The sequence below is a fragment of the Streptomyces sp. NBC_00005 genome (assembly GCF_045160215.1).
Taxonomy (GTDB): domain Bacteria; phylum Actinomycetota; class Actinomycetes; order Streptomycetales; family Streptomycetaceae; genus Streptomyces.
The window spans coordinates 9,094,888-9,114,267 of sequence record NZ_CP108316.1 but is presented as its reverse complement, the minus strand read 5'-3'; the positions used below and the strand labels follow the sequence as shown (position 1 = coordinate 9,114,267).

Here is a 19,380-nt window from a genome sequence, read left to right as displayed (position 1 = left end):
GAATGCCGACAAGAACCGAAGGTGGGGCCACCCCGACTGAGTGGCCCCGGCTGACTTCCCATGACTGCGTAGGTCCGCGGATCAGTGCAGGGCGGACCCCAGCGGTGCCGCGAGCACGTCCACCGTCACCACCCTGGTGGTCGTCGTCGTGACCGTGGCGGCCGTTGTCGTGACCGTGTCCGCCACGGAGGTGACCGTGCCCAGTACGTCGACGGGGAGGGTACGCACTCCGTCGAGGGGCGCCTGCCGTGCGGGAGGCGCGGATTCACTGCCGACCTGGGCGAACCGCTCCTCGTACTGCCCGTCCACCGACGGCCCGTCCTCCGACTCCCGCTGCGGGGAGGGGGCGTCGGACGGCTTCGGCGTACCGCTCGGGGAATCCTGACCCTCCGGGCGGCCGCTCTCCTGCGCTCCGCCGTTCTTCTCCGTGCGACCCGTGCCGTCACTGTCGGCTTCGAGCGCCCACCGCTGCCCGGCGGAGCCGTCCCGTGCGGTCACGACGACGTCGGTCCCCTTGCCCGGCGCGACGAGCAGTCCCTTGCCGCCGCGCAGCAGGAGCTCCCCTCGGACCGTGAGGTCGTAGCGCACCTCGCCGGCGTGTATCACGCAGCCGGCCAGGACCACCGAGCGCTTGTCGGCGTCGGAGTCGAGGCACAGGGTGGGGTCCGCGCCGCTGCGCAGCAACCCGTCGTCCTGGTACGACCACTGTTGCGACCCGGCGGAGGAGCAGGCCGCCAGTACGGCCGCGGCACCGGACGCGGCCCTGCCGCCGTCGATGTCGAGGCAGAGGCCGGTGTCGGGATTGCGGAGCCGGCCGCGGCCGATCTCGACGGGCTGTCCCGCGGAGGCGGCCGACGGGGAACCGGCCGACGAGGTGTCGTCGGCCGGGTGCGAGGGATGCAGGGAGCTGCCGCTCGGCGCCCCCCAGGTGGCCCCGGGGTCGGGGACACCGTTGTCGTCGGACCAGCCCTTGGTGACGAGCACGGTGGCGAGCAGGGCGAGGGCCGCCACACCGACGCCCAGGACGACGGCCTTGGTGTGTCGTCTCGCCGAGACGGGGCGGTGGCGGCCGCCGCCGCCGGGACGTGCGGCGCCGCGCCCGGGCATCAGCGCCGTGTCGCCGCCTCGGCGAGGCCGGGAGTCGAGATAGCGCCGGGCGCCCCAGCCGAGCACGGTCTCCGCGAGCAGCACCTCCAGGCCGCCCTCGAAATGGCTGAGCTGTTCGGCGGCGTGACGGCAGTACCGGCACTCCATCAGGTGCTGCTGCACATCAGGGAGCAGGGCACCGCCGCGGCGTATCGGAACGTCGAGGAGACGGTTGTAGAAGCGGCATTCCTTGCCGGGCGCGAGTTCCCGATGGGCGCGCACACAGCCCACCCGGAATTGCTCGCGCGCCTGGTCGAGGGCGGCCGACGCGGTGGACTCGTCCACCCCCAACAGACCAGCCGGTACGGATATGGGCTCGGCCTCGACCTCCGAGTGCCACAGCAGACATTGTGAAGCCCCCGGAAGAGCCCGGAATGCCCGCTCGGCGAGTTGCCGCCTTTCGGGCGTCATGGACCGCGCGGCACGCAGCCCGCGCCCGCCGGTCGGTTTGCGGAGTTCCGGAAGTAGAACGGAAATTCTGTCGTCCGCGGCCCACTCCTTGACCGTGTCCCGTACGGCCATGAGGAGCTGCGGTCGCAGGGCGCCGCCGGCCGGCCTGTCGAGGACCCGGTGAAAGGCGGCCGCCGCGGCCATGGACGCCGGACTCTCCCCGGAGGCAAGGCAGATGACCGCGTAGTCGTACGTCGCGCGCCAGTGCCGGGCCAGCAGCAACGCGCCCGCACGGGCGCCCGCCGTACCCGGTCCGAGCTGCGCGACGAGATTGCGGTCGGACTCGGCCGGCCCCGATCCGGGACGCGGCTGGTACGGCGGTCGCGGGGGGTAGGGGGATTGCACTGAACCATTTCCTTCCAAGCCGCAGGACGGCGTGCGGAATGCGCATCCACCGGAAAGCGGGTGCCTGATTGGTGCATACCTATGTCGTGTCAGATGCGGACCGCTATAGGGCCGCTCACTTTCGCACAATTGACGCACAGGAAACAAGGAGTTCGAGTGACTCATGTTCAAAACGCAGAAACTTCAGATAAGTTACCGACGGTATCCGCACCCGCATTCGAAATAACCGTAGGGCGCCCACCAACTTGTGTGCACCCCAGGACAGTTGGCACACGAAATCTCCACTGCCCACCGGACCCACAGGGAGCTCCGAAGTTTCTCTCGGCGAGCTCTCATCCAGGTGCGCCAGCATGGGCCGCATGATCGCCCCCCACCTTTCGAACAAGCCCGCCCCGACCACCCCCACTCCCGCCCGCACCGTCCGCAAGGCGGTCGTCCCGGCGGCCGGACTCGGCACGCGGTTCCTGCCCGCGACCAAGGCCACCCCCAAGGAGATGCTGCCGGTCGTCGACAAGCCGGCCATCCAGTACGTCGTCGAGGAGGCGGCCGCGGCCGGGCTCGACGACGTCCTCATGGTCACCGGCCGGCACAAGCGGGCCATCGAGGACCACTTCGACAACGCCGTCGAGCTCGAGCAGGCCCTCGCGGCCAAGGGAGATGCCGTACGCCTGGACGCCGTACGCGACCCGGCCCGGCTGGCCAACATCCACCACATCCGCCAGGGCGAGCCCCTCGGCCTCGGCCACGCCGTCCTGTGCGCCCGCCGCCACGTCGGCGACGAGCCCTTCGCCGTCCTGCTCGGCGACGACCTGATCGACCCGCGCGAGACCCTGCTCAGCCAGATGCTCGACGTCCGCGACCGGCATGCGGGAAGCGTCGTCGCCCTGATGGAGGTCCCGCCGGAGCAGATCCATCTGTACGGCTGCGCGGCCGTCGAGCCGACCGGCGAGGACGGCGTCGTCCGGGTCACCGGCCTGGTGGAGAAGCCGCGGCGCCAGGACGCGCCGAGCGCGTACGCGGTGATCGGCCGCTACGTCCTCGACCCGGCAGTCTTCGACACCCTGGAGCGCACCCCGCCCGGCCGGGGCGGCGAGATCCAACTCACCGACGCCCTGCAGGAGATGGCCACCGGCGGCACGGTGCACGGAGTCGTCTTCGACGGACTGCGCTACGACACCGGCGACAAGGCCGACTACCTGCGCACGGTGGTCCGGCTGGCCTGCGACCGGGACGACCTGGGCCCCGAATTCGTCGCCTGGCTCAAGGAGTTCGTCGCGGACCTGGAAGGCGGCGCGGCCGACGAGCGCCGACGACTGGCGGCCTGACGACACAGCGAGGGCCCGGGGACGGCATGCACCCCGGGCCCCTCACGACAGCGCCGCTCAGGCGTTGGGACGCAGCGTCCAGACGACCGTCATCTCGCCGGTGACGGCACCGTCACCGCGCCGGATCTCGATGGACACCGGGAACTCGGGGCGCTCCCCCGCGTCCAGTTCCGCGACGACGTCGGCGACCGGGCGGCCGAGGGTCGCGGTGGCGGTGACGGCTCCCATCGCCAGCTTCTTGTACGCGATCTCGGCGCTCACGGCGAGCGGCACGGCCCGCGCAAGGTGGTCCCCGAACGCGGCCAGCACGATCGCCCCGCTCGCGGACTCCCCGAGCGTGAACATCACGCCGGCGTGCGGCCCGCCCACGTGGTTGTGATACTCGCCCTGGTCCGGCAGGGACACCACTGCCTTCTCCGGCGTGGTCTCCAGGAACTCGAGTTTCAAGGTCCGGACCGTGGGCACCGTCGCGGCAAGCAGCTCGCCGACGGACATCTGATCTGCGCTCATGACGAGCATGTTACCCATCGGTAGCCTCAGCTGACCAGATCCCTGTGATGATCGCCGTATCCTTACCGCCCATGTGGCCAGGACAGCAGCCGCCCGGGGGCGAGCAGAATCCGCAGCAGCAGCAGCCGTCGCACGGCAATCCGTACCAGCAGCCCGGATACCAGCAACCGAATCCCTATGCCCAGCAGCCGCCGACCGTCCCGACGCACCCGGTGGGCGGCACGGCTCCCGGGAGCCCGGGCGGAGGACGCCGTACCAAAGTGATCGCCGTCACGGCGGCCGCGGTCGTCGTCGTGGCCGCCGCGGTGACCGGAGCCGCACTGCTGGGCGGCGGCAGCGACGACAGGGTCGATCCCGGGCCGACCGCTTCCCCTTCCTCGGCGTCGCCGACCGCGTCGGACAATCCGCGGACCGGAGCGGACCAGAAGCCCACCGTGGCCGGCTGGCAGGTCGTGGCGAACCCCCAGGCGGGCATCGCCTTCGACGTTCCGGCGGGTTGGGCTCCGCAGTCGCCGAGTTGGGTGTCGTACGTCTCGGAGAACGACGACCCCGACGACAAACCCCTGGTCGCCATGAAGGCTCCCGCGGTCCTGAAGGAGAAGTGGTGCGGGAGTGACGAGGACAAGGACGGTCAACTCGACTACACGCCCCTGGCCAGCGCGGGAAGCAGGGCGAACAACGGTGCCAGGAGCACCGCGGAGATAGCGCGTACGGACTCCGCGAACTGGGTCTACGGCCTGTACACCCAGCCGGACCACAAGAAGGTCACCACCGGTGCGGTCACCTCCTTCACCAGCGGATCGGGGCTGACCGGCAGCGTCGCCACCTCGCGGTCGTCGGGCGTGACGAAGCGGCACAAGTGCGACTCGGACGGCAAGGCGACGACCTTCGCCTTCAAGAACTCCGCGGGCGATTTCGCGTCCTGGTCGTTCGTGGGCGTCAGGGGCGTCGGTGATGAAGTCCCGGACGCCACGGTCAGGAAAATCCTGAGCACCGTACGGCTCTACACACCGCCCGAGGACTCCTGACGACTCCCGATTTGCTACGGCCCTGACAAGCCGCAGTGACCAAATCGTGTCCCGGGCGGCACTAGGGTGGCTGCCCATGTGGCCAGGACAGCAGCCGCCCGGGGGCGAGCAGAACCCGCAGGGGCAGAACCCGCAAGGGCAGAACAACCCGTACCAGCAGCCGGGGTACCAGCAGCCGAATCCGTATCAGCAGCCCGGATTCCAGCAGCCCAACTCCTATGCGCAGCAACCGCAATGGGGGCCGCCGGGCCAGGCGGGTGCGCCCCAGCCGCCGAGCGGTGGCGGGGGCGGTGGCAACCGGACGAAGCTGATCGCGATCGTGGCGGCCACGGCCGTGGTCGTGGCCGCCGGCGTCACCGGCTTCCTGATCCTCAGCGGTGGCAAGGACGACGACAAGGCGGACAGCAGCCCGGGCAAGAAGACGAGGCAGTCGCCCACGGCGTCGGCCGACCCGAGTGCGTCGGCGTCGGGCTCCGACGACAACCCGCGCGGCGGCGAGAGCGCGAAGGCGACGATCGCCGGCTGGAAGGTCGTCGTGAACCCCAAGTGGGGCACCGCGTTCGACGTGCCGGCGGACTGGGAGGTCGACTCCCCCGGCATGTCCATCGGCTTCGAGGACAAGAGCAAGGACGCCGGCAGCAAGCCGCTCATCGTGATGTCGGCACCGGCCTACTACAAGTCCAAGTGGTGCACGTCCGACGACGACAAGGACGGCAAGTCGGACGACACCGCGCTCGCCGCCGTGGGCACCAAGGGTGCGGACGGCGCCAAGAACACCGACGAGGTCGCCGTGAACCAGGTTCCGTGGTGGGTCTTCGGCGGCTACACACAGCCGGACAAGAAGAGCATCACCTTCGACAAGAAGGCCAAGAAGTTCACGACGACCGCGGGCATCACGGGCAGTTACGCCTGGGCCCGGTCGAAGAACAGCCCGGAGATCGGCAAGTCGAAGTGCTCCAGTGACGGCAAGGCCATCACGTTCGGCTTCAAGAACTCCGCGGGTGACTTCGTGGCCTGGAACCTCTACGGCGCGACCGGCGTCAAGGGCGAGGTCCCGGACAAGACGATCCTGAAGATCATGAGCACGGTACGGCTCTCCGGGGAGCCGACGGGGAGCTGAGCGGGGCCCGCGCCTGGTGCGGAAACCGTTGGGCAGGCGGGGGTTCCGGCGGCGACAGTCGCCCGGTGGCCCCCGCTGCCGCCGCGGTGGTTCTCGATCGCGAACGCGGTGGTGGGCGGGGCCGGTGATGGCGGGCCCGCCGGGTGCCCGGGACGGCTCATCCGATGCCGAATGTTCCGTCGGGGGGCTCGGGGGACGGTACGGCGTCCTCGTCCCGTACCGGTTGCGCGCCGGCGATGAAGGTCCGGATTCCCGGGCCGTACTCGACGCGTGCCGGGAAGGCGTCGCCTGCCGTGAGCCGGGCCAGGGCGGCCGTGTCGAGAGCGTGGTGCGCGGCGACGAGCACGGCGTTGCCGAAGCGGCGCCCGCGCAGGACTGCCGGTTCGGCGATCAGCACGAGCTCCTCGAACACCGTGGCGAAGGTGGCGAGTTGGGAGCGGAGAAAGGCGAAGGGCGTGGCGTCGGCGAGGTTGGCCAGGTAGACCCCTGAGTCGCGCAGCACCCGTCCGGCCTCGCGGGCGTAGGCGACGGACGTGAGGTGCGCCGGGACGCGTGAGCCGCCGAAGACGTCGGCGATCAGCACGTCCGCCGAGTCCGCGGCGGCCGCTTCCAGCCAGGCGCGGGCGTCGGCGGTGTGCAGGGTGACGGCCGCGCCGTCCGGGAGCGGCATGTGCTCCACGACCAGCTCCAGCAACGCGCGGTCCGCCTCGACGACGTCCTGCCGCGAGCCGGGCCGGGTCTCGGCCACGTACCGGGGCAGGGTGAGCGCGCCCCCACCGAGGTGCAGCACGTCCAGCGGACCGCCCGGTTCGGCGACGGTGTCCAGAACATGCCCGAGCCGCCGCGCGTACTCGAACTCCAGATGATCCGGCTCGTCCAGGTCCACGTACGACTGCGGTGCCCCGTCCACCGTCAGCAGCCAGGCCCGCTTCCGGTCGACGTCGGGCATCAACTTGGCGGTGCCGTGATCGACATCGCGGGTCACGGGTATGGGCTCGTTCACCTCCCCATTGTCTCCGGTGCGAGAAGACACCGGCAGCGAGATGCCCCGTAGGGGACGCGGGGAACTGCACGACCGGCCACAACCGGCCCGCAGTCCCCCACACACCTCCGCCGCCCTCACACGAGGGCGGTCACCGTCCCGGCCCCGACGGTCCGCCCACCCTCACGGATGGCGAACCCGAGCCCGGGCTCCAGCGGCACCTCACGTCCCAGCTCGACGATCATGGTGACCGTCTCCCCGGGCCGCGCGAGGGCCACCTCGCCCAGGTCGACATCACCGACCACGTCCGCCGTGCGGATGTAGAACTGCGGTCGGTAGCCGCTCGACACCGGCGTACTGCGCCCGCCCTCGCGCGTCGACAGCACGTAGACGCGCGCGGAGAAGCGGCGGCTCGGCGCCACACTGCCGGGCGCCGCCACGACGTGACCGCGCCGGACCGCGTCCCGTGGAACGCCCCGCAGCAGCAGCGCCACGTTGTCCCCGGCCTGCGCCTCCTCCATGGGCTTGCCGAAGGTCTCCAGGCCGGTGACGACGGTCTCCAGCCCGGCGCCGAGCACTTCGACCCGGTCGCCCACGCGGACGGTGCCGCGCTCGACCGCGCCCGTCACCACGGTCCCCCGGCCGGTGATGGTGAGCACGTTCTCGACGGGCATCAGGAATGGCGCCTCCAAGTACCGCTCGGGCATGGGCACATACGTGTCCACCGCGTCGAGCAGCGCCTCGATGGACGCCGTCCACCGCGGGTCCCCCTCCAGGGCCTTCAGCCCCGAGACCCGTACGACGGGTACGGCGTCGCCGCCGTAGCCCTGTGCGGTGAGCAGCTCGCGGACCTCCAGCTCGACGAGGTCGGTGAGCTCCTCGTCGCCCGCGTCGGCCTTGTTGAGCGCGACCACGATGTGGTCCACGCCCACCTGCCGGGCGAGCAGGACGTGTTCGGCGGTCTGCGGCATGATCCCGTCGAGCGCGGAGACGACGAGGATCGCCCCGTCGAGCTGCGCGGCGCCGGTGACCATGTTCTTGACGTAGTCGGCGTGACCCGGCATGTCCACGTGCGCGTAGTGGCGGGTGTCGGTCTCGTACTCGACGTGCGCGATGTTGATGGTGATACCGCGCGCGGCCTCCTCCGGAGCCCGGTCGATGCGGTCGAACGGCACGAACGTGCCGGTGCCGCGCTCGGCCAGCACCTTGGTGATGGCGGCGGTCAGCGTGGTCTTGCCGTGGTCGACGTGGCCCATGGTGCCGATGTTCAGATGCGGTTTGGTGCGCACGTATGCCGTCTTGGGCATGGCGATACCTCGAAGCCTCTTCGTAGGAGAGATGGGGACCCCGAGGACTCGCCGACCCTCCCCCTGCGGGGTCCGCCGGACGATCCGGAGAGGGTCAGCTTCGGGCGCCGTCGACTGCGGCGACGAGTGTGGGAACGGCAGCCTTCGGGGCATCCGCGACCGCGGATGCTGCGAGGTGGAAGGCGTACCGGAACATGACGCCGATCATTGCCGACGCTTTGCCCGACGTCGAATGGTTTTTCCCCGACGGCGGTTCGGGAAGGGCGTGTTCAGGCCCCGATGTTCTTCAGCGCCTCACGGACGGACAGCGGCGCGAACCGCCCGCGCTCCCGCTCCAGGAACGTCCGTACGGCCTCGGGGTCGGTCTTGGCGTACTCGCGCAGACACCAGCCGATCGCCTTGCGGATGAAGAAGTCGGGGTGCCCGGACTGGCGCAGGCAGTAGGTGAAGAGGCGTTCGGTGTCGGTGCGTTCCTTGTAGCGGAGTTGGTGGAGGAGGGCGGTGCGGGCGATCCACAGGTCGTCGTCGCCGATCCAGGCGTCCATGTCCGCCGTCAGCTTGGGGTCGGCCTCGACCAGCGCGCCCACGACGTGGGCGGCGAGCGCGTCGACGGTGTCCCACCAGGAGACGGTGGCGACGAGGTGCCGGGTCACCGGCAGGAAGCCGGAGGAGCACGCGCGCGCGTGGCGGCGCAGGTAGTCGACGGCGAAGTAGTGGTACTCGCGTTCGGGCAGCTGCCAGCAGCGCAGGGCGATCGCGGTGCAGTCGGCCTCGGCGGGGCGGGGCAGGCCCTCCACGACGGTGCGGGACAGGGCGCGGCGCACGGGTGTGGTGAGGCCCAGGAAGGGGGCCACGTCCTTCATGTACGCGCGCATGGACACGGCGCGTTCCGGGTCGGCCGCGGCGGCGTACGTGGCCGTGAGCCGCTCCAGCACGGTATCGGCGAGTGTGCTGAACGGCACGTCCGAAGTGACCTCGCCTGTGACGCTCATGAGACGAACCATACGGCGATCACACACATTTGTCGGTTAGTGTCACCGGATGCTCGATGCCACCACCCGCTCTGGGGGCACCGCCACGGCCACTCCCCGGGCCGCCGCCACGGAGCTCGCCGTCGCCGTACCCGTCCCCGCACCGCCGGGCCTGAGCGCGCGCTGCACGCGCGTACTGCTCTCGCCGTGGTCGCGGCTGTCCCTGCTCGTCGTCCTGCTCGCGGCTGCCGCGAGCACCGTGCTGCTCTTCGAGCCGCAGCGGCTGCTGGCGCACGGCTGGCCGCCGCAGCTCGGCGGAGCCGCGGCGGCCGTGGTGTTCGCGGCGGCGTACGGGCTGTGCACCGTGGCGTTCGTGCCACGGCCGCTGCTGAACCTCGCGGCGGGCGCGCTCTTCGGCTCCCAGCTCGGCACCGGGACGGCCCTGGCGGGCACGGTGCTCGGCGCCGGGATCGCCTTCGGTCTGGGCCGGATGCTCGGGCAGGACGCGCTGCGCCCACTCCTGCGGGGCCGGCTGCTGACGGCCGCGGACGGGCAGCTCAGCCGGCACGGCTTCCGCTCGATGATGGCCGCCCGGCTCTTCCCGGGGGTGCCGTTCTGGGCCGCGAACTACTGCGCCGCCGTCTCCCGCATGGGATGGATGCCCTTCGTGGTCGCGACGGCGCTCGGCTCGATCCCGAACACCGCCGCCTACGCCGTCGCCGGCGCCCGCGCCTCCTCGCCGACGTCCCCCGCCTTCCTGATCGCCATGGCCTGTATCGCCGTACCGGCCCTGGTGGCCGCGGTGGTGGCCTGGCGCAAGCGGCACCACCTGCGCGGGCAGTGACCCGTCCCGCCACGCCCAGGATCGGCTACACGCCTTCCAGGACCATCGCGTTGGCCAGTCCGCCCGCCTCGCACATCGTCTGCAGGGCGTAACGGGCTCCACGCGCGCGCATGGCGTGCACGAGGGTGGTCGTCAGGCGGGTCCCGCTGGCCCCCAGCGGGTGGCCGATGGCGATCGCGCCGCCGTGCACGTTGACCTTGGCGAGGTCGGCACCGGTCTCCTGCTGCCAGGCCAGCACGACGCTGGAGAACGCCTCGTTGATCTCGAACAGGTCGATGTCGTCGAGGGTCAGGCCGGCCCTGCGCAGCACCTTCTCGGTCGCCGGTATGACGCCGGTGAGCATCAGGAGCGGGTCCGAGCCGGTGACGGCGAAGCTGTGCAGCCGGGCGAGCGGGCGCAGGCCGAGGCGGGCCGCGGTCTCGCTGGATGTGATGAGCACCGCGGAGGCGCCGTCGTTGATGGGGCTCGCGTTGCCCGCGGTGACGTTCCACTCGATCTGCGGGAAGCGCTCGGCGAAGGCCGGGTCGTGGTAGGCGGGCCTGAGACCGGCGAGGATCTCCGGAGTGCTGTTCGGCCGTACGCACTCGTCGCGGGTGACGCCTTCCAGGGGCGCGACCTCGGCGTCGAAGAGCCCCTTGCTCCAGGCTTCGGCGGCCTTGTGGTGCGAGTTGACCGCGAAGGCGTCCATCTGGTCGCGCGTGATCGACCACTTGGCGGCGATGAGCTCGGCGCTGATGCCCTGCGGGACCAGGCCCTCGGGGTAGCGCTCGGCGACGCCGGGGCCGAAGGGGTCCTTGCCGGGCGGCACGTTCGACCACATCGGCACCCGGCTCATCGACTCCACGCCACAGGCCACGACGAGGTCGTACGCGCCCGAGATGACGCCCTGCGCCGCGAAGTGCACGGCCTGCTGGGAGGAGCCGCACTGGCGGTCCACGGTGGTCGCCGGGACCGACTCCGGGAAGCCCGCCGACAGGACGGCGTAGCGGGTGGTGTTCATGGCCTGCTCGCCGACCTGGTCGACGGTGCCGCCGATGACGTCGTCGATCAGTGCCGGGTCGACGCCGGAGCGGTCGACGAGGGTGCGCAGGGTGTGGGCGAGCAGCTCGACGGGGTGGACGTGCGCGAGGGAGCCGCCTGGCTTGCCCTTGCCGATCGGGGTGCGTACGGCTTCGACGATGACTGCGTCACGCATGGTGCGGGCCTCCACGACTACAAGTGAGTAGGAAATCCAAACTCACCATAACGCTGACGGTTTGAAAAACAAACCCTCCCCTAGACTGGGCGTCATGGCCGCCCCCAAAGACCCCCGCCCCTGTTCCATCGCCGATGCCCTGGCACTGGTGGGCGAGAAGTACTCCCTGCTCGTCCTGCGGGAGGTGTGCCTGGGCAACGGCCGCTTCGACCAGCTCGTGCGCAACATCGGCGCCCCGCGCGACGTCCTGGCGACCCGCCTGCGCCGCCTCGTGGACGCCGGCATCCTGACGAGGCGCGTCTACAGCGAGCGGCCGCAGCGCTTCGAGTACCGGCCCACTGAGGCGGGGCTCGAACTGGAGCCGGTCCTGATGACCCTCATGGAGTGGGGCGACCGCCACCTCCACAAGGACGACGACCGCCCCATGGTGATCGAGCACATCTGCGGCAACGAACTCGTCCCGGTCGTCACCTGCCAGGCCTGCGGCAAGCCGGTACACCACGAGGACCTCACCGCCCACCCCCAGGCGCACGGCTGGACGGTCACCGGCCCGACGGCGGCCCGAGCCGAACCAACCGAGATCAACGAGCCCTTGCCTCGCGGCTGCTGATATTGCGTAATTCCGGGCCGCGCGAGCACGGGCCGCTCTATGATCCGAGGCGCCCGTTCCCCCTTGCTGCGCTGCCACAGTGCGTGCTGCCCCCGAGAAGTAGGTCTCCCGCTGTGACCAGCCCCGCCACCAAGGCGCCATGGCTCCTTGCCCGCCTCGCTCAGGCCGCGATAGCCGCGGCATCCGTCACGGACGTGTTCCGGGCTCTGGCCGTAAGGGCTCATGACCTGCACCCGACGAACGCATCGCTGAACAAGTCGGGCTCCATATCGATGGTGTTCGTGTACCTCATGACCGCGGCGGCCGTTTTCTTCCTGATGTGGTTCAGCCGTTGCCGCCGTAATGCGCAGGTGCTCTCCCCCGGCACTGTCGAGGGGTCCGGCGTCTGGCCCGTCTGCTCCTGGCTCGTACCGGTGGTCAACCTGTGGGTTCCGCGTCGTTTCGTCCTCGAGATCCAGCGCGCGAGCAGCGCCCCGGCGACGGACAAGGGACGCGACGACCTCCTGGTGAACGCCTGGTGGGTCGCGTGGGCCGCGCACGGGGTGATCGCCGCGGGCTCACAGTTCGGCGGCGGCACCTCGACCTCGATGCCCCTGCTCATGGCCTCGGAAGCATTGAACCTCGCCGCGGCGGTCCTTGCGATCTTCGTGGTCCAGCGCATCACCGGGCTGCAGAGCGCGGCGCTCCCCACCGCATCACCAACACCTATTGGAACGCCGTGAGTTGACGGAATCGTTCCCGATTTCCATGTGACTCTTCCCCCCGCCGCCACACCTTTCCGGGGCCGTCCGCATCCCCTCATACTCCCTGGTCGGCAGTGTGATCAGGCATTGGGGGAATGGTGGAAACGCGAAAATCGTGGCTCGTCTCGCGGGGCGTCCTGCTCGAAAAGGGACCGCGGCGAACACTGGCGACGGCCAGTTTCGTGAACATGCTCGGCAGCGGTGTGTTCATGCTCAGTGCCGCTGTCTTCTTCACCCGTTCCGTCGGGCTTTCGGTGCCTCAAGTCGGCCTCGGCATGGGCGTGGGCGCTCTGGTGGGGCTGGTCTCGGGGGTCCCGGTCGGACGGATCGCGGACCGGCGCGGACCGCGCGAGGTCTACATCGTGACGCTCACCCTTCAGGCCGTCGCCATGGCGCTGCTGGTCCTCGTCCACTCGTTCTGGCTGTTCATGGCGGTGGTCTGCCTCACCCAACTCGCCGGCTCGGCCAGCCAGGCGGCCCGCGGGCCGATCGTGCGCGGCCTCGCCGGCCCGCGACCCGCCCGGTTCCGGGCCTACATGCGCGCCGCCGTCAATTTGGCCGGCAGCATCGGCGCCCTACTGGCGGCGCTCGTGGTCGAGTTGGACACGCACACCGCGTACGTGTGCCTCGTCCTGGGCAACGCCGTCAGCTTCCTGGCGACGGCCGCGATCGTCAGCCGCCTGCCCTGCCTGGCGCCGGTCCCGGCTCCTCCCGGTGCCGGACGCAGGTCGGCGCTCAAGGACCACCGGTACATGGTGATCACCGCGCTCGACGGGATCATGTCGATGCACGGTGCCGTGCTGGTCTTCGCCCTGCCGCTGTGGATCGTCGGACACACCCAGGCACCGCGCTGGTTCGTCGGAACGAGCGTCCTGGTCAACACCGTCATGGTGATCCTCCTGCAGGTCAGGGCGAGTCGTGGCGTCGACGACAACGCCGCGGCCGCGGGCGCCTGGCGTCGCGCGGGATACGCCTTCCTGGTCGGCACGTCCCTCATCGGCCTCGCCTCCGGCCTGCCCGCCTGGGGTGCCGCCCTGCTGATCCTGCTCGGGGTGGGTGTCCACACGCTCGGCGAACTCCTGCACGCGGCCGGCTCGTTCGAGCTGCGCTACAGCCTCGCCCCGGCCGACGCGCAGGGCCAGTACACGGGCGTGTTCCTCCTCGGCAGCGGCCTGGCGAGCGTGGCCGCACCCTCCGTCCTGGCCTGGCTGTGCCTCGACGAGGGCGCTCCCGGCTGGATCCTGCTGGGCCTCGTCTTCCTCACGGCGGGCCTCGTCGGCCCCCCGGTGGTCCGCTGGGCCCAGCAACCCCGCCTGCAGGAAGTGGAGGCAGCGGCCACGCACGCGTGACGCACCGGACGGCTACCGGCCCTGACCGGCCAAGCCCTGGTCGCCCTGGTACACGTCCAACCGCCCGCACATCCCGAACTTCCCGTACGACGACGGCAGTTCGGCCCGTACGGCGGCGTTCGCAAGGTGGCCGGCGTCGCCCCGTTCGAGGCGGTCGAGCTGCTCCCCCGTGGCTGCGGCGGCCGCCTCGGCACCCCGGCGCCAGCGCTCGCGCCACTCGGCGAGCCGGGGTCGTACCAGTGCCGCGGCGGCGCGCTGGAAGGCGGCCAGCGCCTCGGGACCGTCGGCGTCACGCAGTGCCCGGTAGCCCTCCAGGGCGAGGTCCCGGCGGGTGCGGGCGAGGCGCTCCTGCTCCGCCTCCGGTGCGTCCGTCGGGATCCTGGTCGCCGCGGCGTACGTCTCCGCGTCGGTCAGGTACCGCGGCGGCAGCGTCAGGACCGCGTCGCCCGCCTCCGGCAGGCCGCTGTTCTGCATCAGCACCGTGATGCGCAGGTCGTCCTCGTTGACGAGGCGGTGGATGGTGCCCGGTGTGAACCAGGCGACCGTGCCGGGTACGAGGGGCGTGACCTCGTACCCGGCCGTGGTGAGGGTCTGCACCGCGCCGCGGCCGCCGACGACGACGTACGCCTCCGAACAGGTCAGGTGCATATGGGGAGTTCCACCGCAGACGCCGTCGGCGGCGGGCCAGTCGTAGACGGACAGGTGCGAGACGGCGACACCGCCCGGCAGTCCCGTGAACCCACCCGCGCTCACCACGGGTGCTCCTCCAGGTACTTCGCGATCTCCTCCCGCTCCCAGGACCCGTCGGCCACGACGATCCGGTAGCGGCGGGTGAGGGTGTCGCCGGGGGCGAGTTCCAGTTCGTCGTAGAACGCCCAGGAGGGGGCGACGGCGGCGAACGGCTCGTTGCGTACGAACCAGTGGGCGGGGTGGGTGTCTTCGGCGCCGAGGTGGTCGTTCTCGGGGGCGTGGCTGAAGACGAGGGTCGCGTGGCCGTCGGTGCCGTCGTGTTCGCCGGAGAAGGCGAGCCAGGGCGACTGCTCGCCCATCAGGCCGGGACCCTCGGCGTCGGGGCCGATGATCCGGCCGTCGCGGAAGGCCCGGGGGCCGCGCCAGAACAGGCCGGTGTAGCCCGCCATTTCGCGTCCCGCGGTGGTCGGGCTGCCGAAGCGCAGCGGCTCTTCGCGCCGGTTGGTGACGGCGCTCGTCCATGTCAGTGCCCAGGAGCCGGACTCCGGGTCGACGTCGTGCACCTCGATCCGCCGTTCCTCCTCCGCCCACAGCGCCCCGCTGTACGGGTGCCAGGTCAGCCGTTCGGCGATGACCACGCGGTCGTCGTGCACGGCGACCTCGTCGAAGGCGACATGCGCCATCGAGCCGACGCGCTCAGGGAGTTCGAGGTAACCCTCGCCGTGGACGTAGGAGTTGCCGCCCCACAGGTTGGCGCCCGACAGGTGTGAGGCCGTCAGCTGCAGTCCCTTGTGCCAGCGGTGGTCGTTGGGCCGGTAGTCGGTGACGACGTCACCCGCCAGGGTCCTGAGCGGGTGGATGTACGGCTTCGGGGACTCCCAGGCGGCTTCGGGCGCGTACACGTAGCTCAACAGCTCTACGCCGCCTGCCGGTTCGGTGATCGTGATGCGGTCGCCGTGGGCGTGGACGAGGCGCAGGCCGGTCATGCGGACACCTCCTCCGCGACGACGGGAGCGGCAGGAGCGGCGGGTGCCCAGCCGGGCACGTCCCCGTGCATCGCCGTGTAGAACGGGTCGCCGGGGCCGATCTCGCCGGCCTTCACGGTCGTGTCCGTGAACGCCGACTTGTACAGCGCGGCGACCAGTTCCAGGCTGGTGCGCCCGTCGGCACCGCTGCTGCGCGGCCGCTCCCCCGCACGCATGCTCGCGACCAGCTCCCGCAGCTGCTCCAGGTGCGAACTGGGCACGTCGACGCCGAAGTCCTGCCAGGCGGCGACCTCCTCGCCCGGGACGTCCGGGGCCGGGGTGATGCGCCAGTTCGCGTTGCTGTGGCCGTAGAGGTGGGTGAGCTCGACCGTGGCGCGCTCGCAGTCGATGCGGATGCGGCTGACCTCGTCGGGGCTCAGGACGCTGTTGACGATCGTCGCCATCGCACCGCTCTCGAAGCGGACCAGGGCGGTGGAGACGTCCTCCGTCTCCACGTCGTGCACCAGACGCGCGGCCATGGCGCGCACCTCGCTCCACGGGCCGAGCAGGTCCAGCAGGAGGTCCATCTGGTGAATGCCGTGGCCCATGGCGGGGCCGCCACCCTCGGTCGCCCAGCGCCCGCGCCAAGGGACGGCGTAGTAGGCGGTGTCGCGATACCAGGTGGTCTGGCAGTGCGCGACGAGCGGCCGGCCGATGGCGCGCTCGGCCAGCAGGCGTCGGACGTGCCGGGAGCCGGAGCCGAAGCGGTGCTGGAAGACGATCGACGCGTACGGGCCGCCGTCCGCACCCTCCTCGGCCTCGACGGCGTCGTAGTCGGCGAGCGTCGGCACCGGCGGCTTCTCGCACCACACCCACGCCCCGGCGCGCAGGGCGGCGATCGTCTGCTCGCGGTGCAGCGTCGGCGGGGTGCAGATGCTGACCAGGTCGGGCCGCTGCTCGCGGAGCATCCGGTCCAGGTCGGTGTACGCGTGCGGGATCCCGGTCGCCCGGCAGAACTCCTCGACCGCGGTGGCATCGATGTCGACGGCGGCGACGACCTCCGTCTCGCCCTCTTCGGCGAGCTTGGCCAGCGCGGTCAGGTGCGAGCCCCGCCCGATGGCGCCGGTGCCGATGACGGCGGCCCGGATGCGCCGGCCGGCGAGGGGGGCGAGGGGAGGCTGGGACGTCCCGGGGCGGGTCTCGGACGTGGACATGGACGTGATCAGTGCTCCTCCGGGGACAACGAGCCGACGAGGAGGAACAGCAGGCCTCGAACGGCAAGCCTCAAAACAGCGGGCCACGAGCAGCAAGCGCTTTCTCCTCCGATGAAACGTAAGCTCCGCCCCCGTGCCTGGTCAACCGTCGGATGGCCACGGCCGCGGGCCGCCCTGCGAAACCCCTGTGCCGGGCCTGTCGGCCGGGGACGCTACGCTGCCACGAGATTCCCGCGCCGGCGGCGCGGTGCGCCCGGCGCCCCTTCCTCGATCAGCACTTGGACTCCGTAACTTCATGTCTTGGTTTGAATCCCTCATCCTCGGACTCGTCCAGGGGCTGACCGAGTTCCTTCCCGTCTCCTCCAGCGCGCACCTGCGGCTGACCGCGGCCTTCTCGGGCTGGAAGGACCCCGGAGCGGCGTTCACGGCGATCACGCAGATCGGCACCGAGGCCGCCGTGCTGATCTACTTCCGCAAGGACATCGGGCGGATCATCTCGGCGTGGGCGCGCTCGCTGGGCAACAAGGAGATGCGCAGCAACCACGACGCGCAGATGGGCTGGCTGGTGATCGTCGGCTCGATCCCGATCGGTGTGCTGGGGCTGCTGTTCAAGGACCAGATCGAGGGGCCGTTCCGCGATCTGCGGATCACCGCGACCATGCTGATCGTCGTCGGTGTGGTCATCGGCATCGCCGACCGGCTGGCGGCACGCGACGAGACGGGCGGCCGGCACCGGGCGCCCAAGCAGCGCAAGACCCTCGAGAACCTGGGCGTGAAGGACGGCCTGATCTTCGGTCTGTGCCAGTCGGCGGCGCTCGTCCCCGGCGTCTCCCGCTCCGGCGCCACCATCAGCGGCGGCCTGTTCATGGGCTACAAGCGCGAGTCCGCGGCCCGTTACTCCTTCCTCCTCGCCATCCCCGCGGTGCTGGCGTCCGGCCTGTTCGAGACCAAGGACGCGCTGGAGAGCGACCATGTCTCGTGGGGGCCGACCCTGTTCGCGACGGCGATCGCCTTCGCGACCGGGTATGCCGTCATCGCGTGGTTCATGAAGTGGATCTCCCACAAGAGCTTCATGCCGTTCGTCTGGTACCGCATCGCGCTCGGCATCGTCATCATCGCCCTGGTCACGACGGGCGCGCTGAGCCCGCACGCGGCGGAGTCGGCGGGCTGACCCCCTGCGAACGCCTCAAGCAAAAGACCCACACCCTGGCGCAACCCGGCTCCGGCAGATGCCCACCTAGCGCTCGGGCAGGGCGAGCGCCCACGGTTCGGGCTCGATCTCCGCGCCGTTGGCCACGTACGCGATCGTGCGGTACCAGCCGGCCAGGACGAGGAACTCCAGGGCTTCGGTCTCGTCGAGGTGGTCGCGCAGGCCGGACCACACGGCGTCGGTGAGCCGCGAGGTGGCGTGCAGTTCGTCGACGGCACGGAGCAGCGCCGCCTGTCGGGGTGACCAGGCGGGGTCGTCGGGGGTGCCGGTCACGGTCAGGGCGACCTGTCGTCGCGTGAGACCGGCCGCTTCGGCGTACGCCGCCATGTGGACGCCCCACTCGTAGGCGCAGCCGCACTGGGCACAGACGCGGGCGATCACTAGCTCGCGGTCGGCGTCGGACAGTGTGCCGTGGACGAGGAGGCCGGAACCCAACGCCCGCATGCGGGAGGCGAGTTCGGGGTGACGTTCCAGGACCTTGAAGAGCATCAGGGGTTCGTGGGCGACGCCCGGTGGCATCCACCGGTGCAACGCACGGTCGGTTTCGGGCGGGTAGGGCGGCGCGACGCCGTCGATGCGCTGCTTCATGGTCCTCCACCCTTGCGCTTCTGAAATCGAAGCGCAAGGGTGCGCGGAGAGCGAGGAACGAGAACGAGGACCGATGACGTAGAACGAGGACGAAGACCTCGGAGACGACGAACACCGCCGAGAGGAGGGCACCTTGGGATCGGCACCCACCCCCGGCCGCCCCGTCCGCGGATCCAGCACCGGTCGCCCCGTCATGGCGGCGCTCGACCTGCTGGGCCGGCGCTGGACGCTGCGTGTGATCTGGGAACTCCACCAGCACGGCGAACCGGTCGGCTTCCGCGACCTCCAACGCCGGTGCGACGCCATGTCCTCCAGCGTCCTGTCCACCCGCCTGACCGAACTGCACGAGGCGGGCATCGCCGCCCCGACCTCCGGGACGACCTGGCATCTCACACGACTCGGCACCGACCTGGTCACGGCGATGGGGCCACTGCTGGACTGGTCCCGCACGTGGGCCGACCAGCAGAAATGAGCGCCGGATACGAGCACCGGTGCCCCGCCGCAAAAAATCCGTGACCAATCGCATACGGCCTCAGTAGCCGTCCGGTAGCGCAGTGTCAGTCCTTGCCCCTAGGCTTGTGCGCATGTCCCCGGATTCCTTAACCCCTGGTTCCGTGCGTTCCGCCACCGAGGTGAACGAGCAGATCCGTGCGCTGTGGATGCGCGCCGGCGGTTCCCTTACGGCCCAGGAGCGCGTGGAGTACGAGCTGTTGGTCGTCGAGTGGGCAGCCGCGATCCGGGCCGGCGTCATCAAGGCGGCCTGAAGGGGCGCGGTCCAGGACCTCCGC

Annotated in this window: 20 protein-coding genes; 10 read left to right on the top strand and 10 right to left on the bottom strand. The window is 70.8% G+C overall.

Features of this window, described 5'->3' with window-relative positions:
- Window positions 1–81: 81 nt before the first annotated feature.
- Window positions 82–1,941: a ricin-type beta-trefoil lectin domain protein gene (locus OG303_RS41600; RefSeq protein ID WP_405875080.1), complete on the bottom strand. Its 1,860-nt coding sequence runs from the start codon at window positions 1,939–1,941 to the stop codon at window positions 82–84.
- 359 nt (window positions 1,942–2,300) lie between these two features.
- On the opposite strand from OG303_RS41600, the gene galU reads away from it, so the two are divergent.
- Window positions 2,301–3,266, top strand: coding sequence for a UTP--glucose-1-phosphate uridylyltransferase GalU (galU, locus tag OG303_RS41595; RefSeq protein WP_405875079.1), 966 nt, complete (start codon window positions 2,301–2,303; stop codon window positions 3,264–3,266).
- Between the two features lie 57 nt (window positions 3,267–3,323).
- Here galU and OG303_RS41590 read toward each other — a convergent pair whose 3' ends face one another.
- On the bottom strand, window positions 3,324–3,761 hold the full coding sequence (locus OG303_RS41590; protein WP_405877730.1) for a DUF4442 domain-containing protein: 438 nt from the start codon (window positions 3,759–3,761) through the stop codon (window positions 3,324–3,326).
- An 86-nt stretch (window positions 3,762–3,847) separates the two neighbouring features.
- On the opposite strand from OG303_RS41590, the gene OG303_RS41585 reads away from it, so the two are divergent.
- Together OG303_RS41585 and OG303_RS41580 are read left to right on the top strand one after the other, a co-directional pair.
- On the top strand, window positions 3,848–4,804 hold the full coding sequence (locus OG303_RS41585; RefSeq protein ID WP_405875078.1) for a hypothetical protein: 957 nt from the start codon (window positions 3,848–3,850) through the stop codon (window positions 4,802–4,804).
- Between the two features lie 76 nt (window positions 4,805–4,880).
- Window positions 4,881–5,924: a hypothetical protein gene (locus OG303_RS41580; RefSeq protein WP_405875077.1), complete on the top strand. Its 1,044-nt coding sequence runs from the start codon at window positions 4,881–4,883 to the stop codon at window positions 5,922–5,924.
- 157 nt (window positions 5,925–6,081) lie between these two features.
- Here the strand turns inward: OG303_RS41580 and OG303_RS41575 are convergent, their stop codons facing one another.
- The 3 genes from OG303_RS41575 to OG303_RS41565 all read right to left on the bottom strand — a co-directional run bounded on the left by OG303_RS41575 (window position 6,082) and on the right by OG303_RS41565 (window position 9,205).
- On the bottom strand, window positions 6,082–6,927 hold the full coding sequence (locus OG303_RS41575) for a spermidine synthase (protein WP_405875076.1): 846 nt from the start codon (window positions 6,925–6,927) through the stop codon (window positions 6,082–6,084).
- Between the two features lie 116 nt (window positions 6,928–7,043).
- A complete protein-coding gene (gene tuf / locus OG303_RS41570) occupies window positions 7,044–8,213 on the bottom strand; it encodes an elongation factor Tu (RefSeq protein ID WP_405875075.1) in 1,170 nt (389 codons plus the stop codon).
- A gap of 269 nt (window positions 8,214–8,482) precedes the next feature.
- The gene (locus OG303_RS41565) at window positions 8,483–9,205 is read right to left on the bottom strand and encodes a DNA alkylation repair protein (protein WP_405875074.1); all 723 of its coding nucleotides are present in this window, start codon (window positions 9,203–9,205) and stop codon (window positions 8,483–8,485) included.
- A gap of 49 nt (window positions 9,206–9,254) precedes the next feature.
- On the opposite strand from OG303_RS41565, the gene OG303_RS41560 reads away from it, so the two are divergent.
- Window positions 9,255–10,028 carry a TVP38/TMEM64 family protein gene (locus OG303_RS41560; protein WP_405875073.1) on the top strand — a complete coding sequence of 258 codons (774 nt, stop codon included), beginning with the start codon at window positions 9,255–9,257 and terminating at the stop codon, window positions 10,026–10,028.
- 25 nt (window positions 10,029–10,053) lie between these two features.
- Here OG303_RS41560 and OG303_RS41555 read toward each other — a convergent pair whose 3' ends face one another.
- Complete coding sequence (locus OG303_RS41555) at window positions 10,054–11,223, bottom strand: thiolase family protein (protein ID WP_405875072.1); 1,170 nt, start codon at window positions 11,221–11,223, stop codon at window positions 10,054–10,056.
- Between the two features lie 94 nt (window positions 11,224–11,317).
- Here OG303_RS41555 and OG303_RS41550 point away from each other — a divergent pair, with 94 nt between their 5' ends.
- The 3 genes from OG303_RS41550 (at window position 11,318) to OG303_RS41540 (ending at window position 13,925) form a co-directional block, all read left to right on the top strand.
- On the top strand, window positions 11,318–11,833 hold the full coding sequence (locus tag OG303_RS41550; protein ID WP_405875071.1) for a winged helix-turn-helix transcriptional regulator: 516 nt from the start codon (window positions 11,318–11,320) through the stop codon (window positions 11,831–11,833).
- A 113-nt stretch (window positions 11,834–11,946) separates the two neighbouring features.
- A complete protein-coding gene (locus tag OG303_RS41545; protein WP_405875070.1) occupies window positions 11,947–12,555 on the top strand; it encodes a DUF4328 domain-containing protein in 609 nt (202 codons plus the stop codon).
- 116 nt (window positions 12,556–12,671) lie between these two features.
- Complete coding sequence (locus OG303_RS41540; RefSeq protein ID WP_405875069.1) at window positions 12,672–13,925, top strand: MFS transporter; 1,254 nt, start codon at window positions 12,672–12,674, stop codon at window positions 13,923–13,925.
- 12 nt (window positions 13,926–13,937) lie between these two features.
- Here the strand turns inward: OG303_RS41540 and OG303_RS41535 are convergent, their stop codons facing one another.
- The 3 genes from OG303_RS41535 to OG303_RS41525 are packed head-to-tail and all read right to left on the bottom strand — an operon-like array spanning window position 13,938 to window position 16,794.
- Window positions 13,938–14,681 carry a cupin domain-containing protein gene (locus OG303_RS41535; RefSeq protein ID WP_405875068.1) on the bottom strand — a complete coding sequence of 248 codons (744 nt, stop codon included), beginning with the start codon at window positions 14,679–14,681 and terminating at the stop codon, window positions 13,938–13,940.
- Window positions 14,675–15,601, bottom strand: a complete 927-nt coding sequence (locus tag OG303_RS41530; protein WP_405875067.1) for a PmoA family protein — start codon at window positions 15,599–15,601, stop codon at window positions 14,675–14,677. The genes OG303_RS41535 and OG303_RS41530 overlap by 7 nt, the downstream gene beginning before the upstream one ends.
- Complete coding sequence (locus OG303_RS41525; RefSeq protein WP_405875066.1) at window positions 15,598–16,794, bottom strand: Gfo/Idh/MocA family protein; 1,197 nt, start codon at window positions 16,792–16,794, stop codon at window positions 15,598–15,600. The genes OG303_RS41530 and OG303_RS41525 overlap by 4 nt, the downstream gene beginning before the upstream one ends.
- Window positions 16,795–17,089: 295 nt before the next feature.
- Between OG303_RS41525 and OG303_RS41520 the strand changes: the two genes are divergently transcribed.
- Window positions 17,090–17,965 (top strand): undecaprenyl-diphosphate phosphatase, encoded by an 876-nt coding sequence (locus OG303_RS41520; RefSeq protein ID WP_405875065.1) that lies wholly within the window; start codon window positions 17,090–17,092, stop codon window positions 17,963–17,965.
- Window positions 17,966–18,031: 66 nt separating this feature from the next.
- Here the strand turns inward: OG303_RS41520 and OG303_RS41515 are convergent, their stop codons facing one another.
- On the bottom strand, window positions 18,032–18,592 hold the full coding sequence (locus OG303_RS41515) for a carboxymuconolactone decarboxylase family protein (RefSeq protein ID WP_405875064.1): 561 nt from the start codon (window positions 18,590–18,592) through the stop codon (window positions 18,032–18,034).
- Between the two features lie 193 nt (window positions 18,593–18,785).
- Between OG303_RS41515 and OG303_RS41510 the strand changes: the two genes are divergently transcribed.
- Both OG303_RS41510 and OG303_RS41505 read left to right on the top strand, forming a co-directional pair.
- Window positions 18,786–19,064: a winged helix-turn-helix transcriptional regulator gene (locus OG303_RS41510; protein WP_405877728.1), complete on the top strand. Its 279-nt coding sequence runs from the start codon at window positions 18,786–18,788 to the stop codon at window positions 19,062–19,064.
- Window positions 19,065–19,176: 112 nt separating this feature from the next.
- Entirely contained in the window at window positions 19,177–19,356 is a 180-nt protein-coding gene (locus OG303_RS41505; RefSeq protein ID WP_405875063.1) for a hypothetical protein, read from the top strand.
- The last annotated feature ends 24 nt before the right edge of the window (window positions 19,357–19,380 follow it).

Bases quoted from the DNA above. Each gene is read 5' to 3' on its own strand.
- OG303_RS41505 (WP_405875063.1), top strand. From the start codon at position 19,177: ATGTCCCCGGATTCCTTAACCCCTGGTTCCGTGCGTTCCGCCACCGAG.
- OG303_RS41580 (WP_405875077.1), top strand. From the start codon at position 4,881: ATGTGGCCAGGACAGCAGCCGCCCGGGGGCGAGCAGAACCCGCAGGGG.
- galU (WP_405875079.1), top strand. From the start codon at position 2,301: ATGATCGCCCCCCACCTTTCGAACAAGCCCGCCCCGACCACCCCCACT.
- OG303_RS41520 (WP_405875065.1), top strand. From the start codon at position 17,090: ATGTCTTGGTTTGAATCCCTCATCCTCGGACTCGTCCAGGGGCTGACC.
- tuf (WP_405875075.1), bottom strand. From the start codon at position 8,213: ATGCCCAAGACGGCATACGTGCGCACCAAACCGCATCTGAACATCGGC.
- OG303_RS41550 (WP_405875071.1), top strand. From the start codon at position 11,318: ATGGCCGCCCCCAAAGACCCCCGCCCCTGTTCCATCGCCGATGCCCTG.
- OG303_RS41555 (WP_405875072.1), bottom strand. From the start codon at position 11,223: ATGCGTGACGCAGTCATCGTCGAAGCCGTACGCACCCCGATCGGCAAG.
- OG303_RS41515 (WP_405875064.1), bottom strand. From the start codon at position 18,592: ATGAAGCAGCGCATCGACGGCGTCGCGCCGCCCTACCCGCCCGAAACC.
- OG303_RS41590 (WP_405877730.1), bottom strand. From the start codon at position 3,761: ATGTCCGTCGGCGAGCTGCTTGCCGCGACGGTGCCCACGGTCCGGACC.
- OG303_RS41560 (WP_405875073.1), top strand. From the start codon at position 9,255: ATGCTCGATGCCACCACCCGCTCTGGGGGCACCGCCACGGCCACTCCC.
- OG303_RS41585 (WP_405875078.1), top strand. From the start codon at position 3,848: ATGTGGCCAGGACAGCAGCCGCCCGGGGGCGAGCAGAATCCGCAGCAG.
- OG303_RS41525 (WP_405875066.1), bottom strand. From the start codon at position 16,794: ATGTCCACGTCCGAGACCCGCCCCGGGACGTCCCAGCCTCCCCTCGCC.
- OG303_RS41540 (WP_405875069.1), top strand. From the start codon at position 12,672: ATGGTGGAAACGCGAAAATCGTGGCTCGTCTCGCGGGGCGTCCTGCTC.
- OG303_RS41510 (WP_405877728.1), top strand. From the start codon at position 18,786: ATGGCGGCGCTCGACCTGCTGGGCCGGCGCTGGACGCTGCGTGTGATC.
- OG303_RS41565 (WP_405875074.1), bottom strand. From the start codon at position 9,205: ATGAGCGTCACAGGCGAGGTCACTTCGGACGTGCCGTTCAGCACACTC.
- OG303_RS41530 (WP_405875067.1), bottom strand. From the start codon at position 15,601: ATGACCGGCCTGCGCCTCGTCCACGCCCACGGCGACCGCATCACGATC.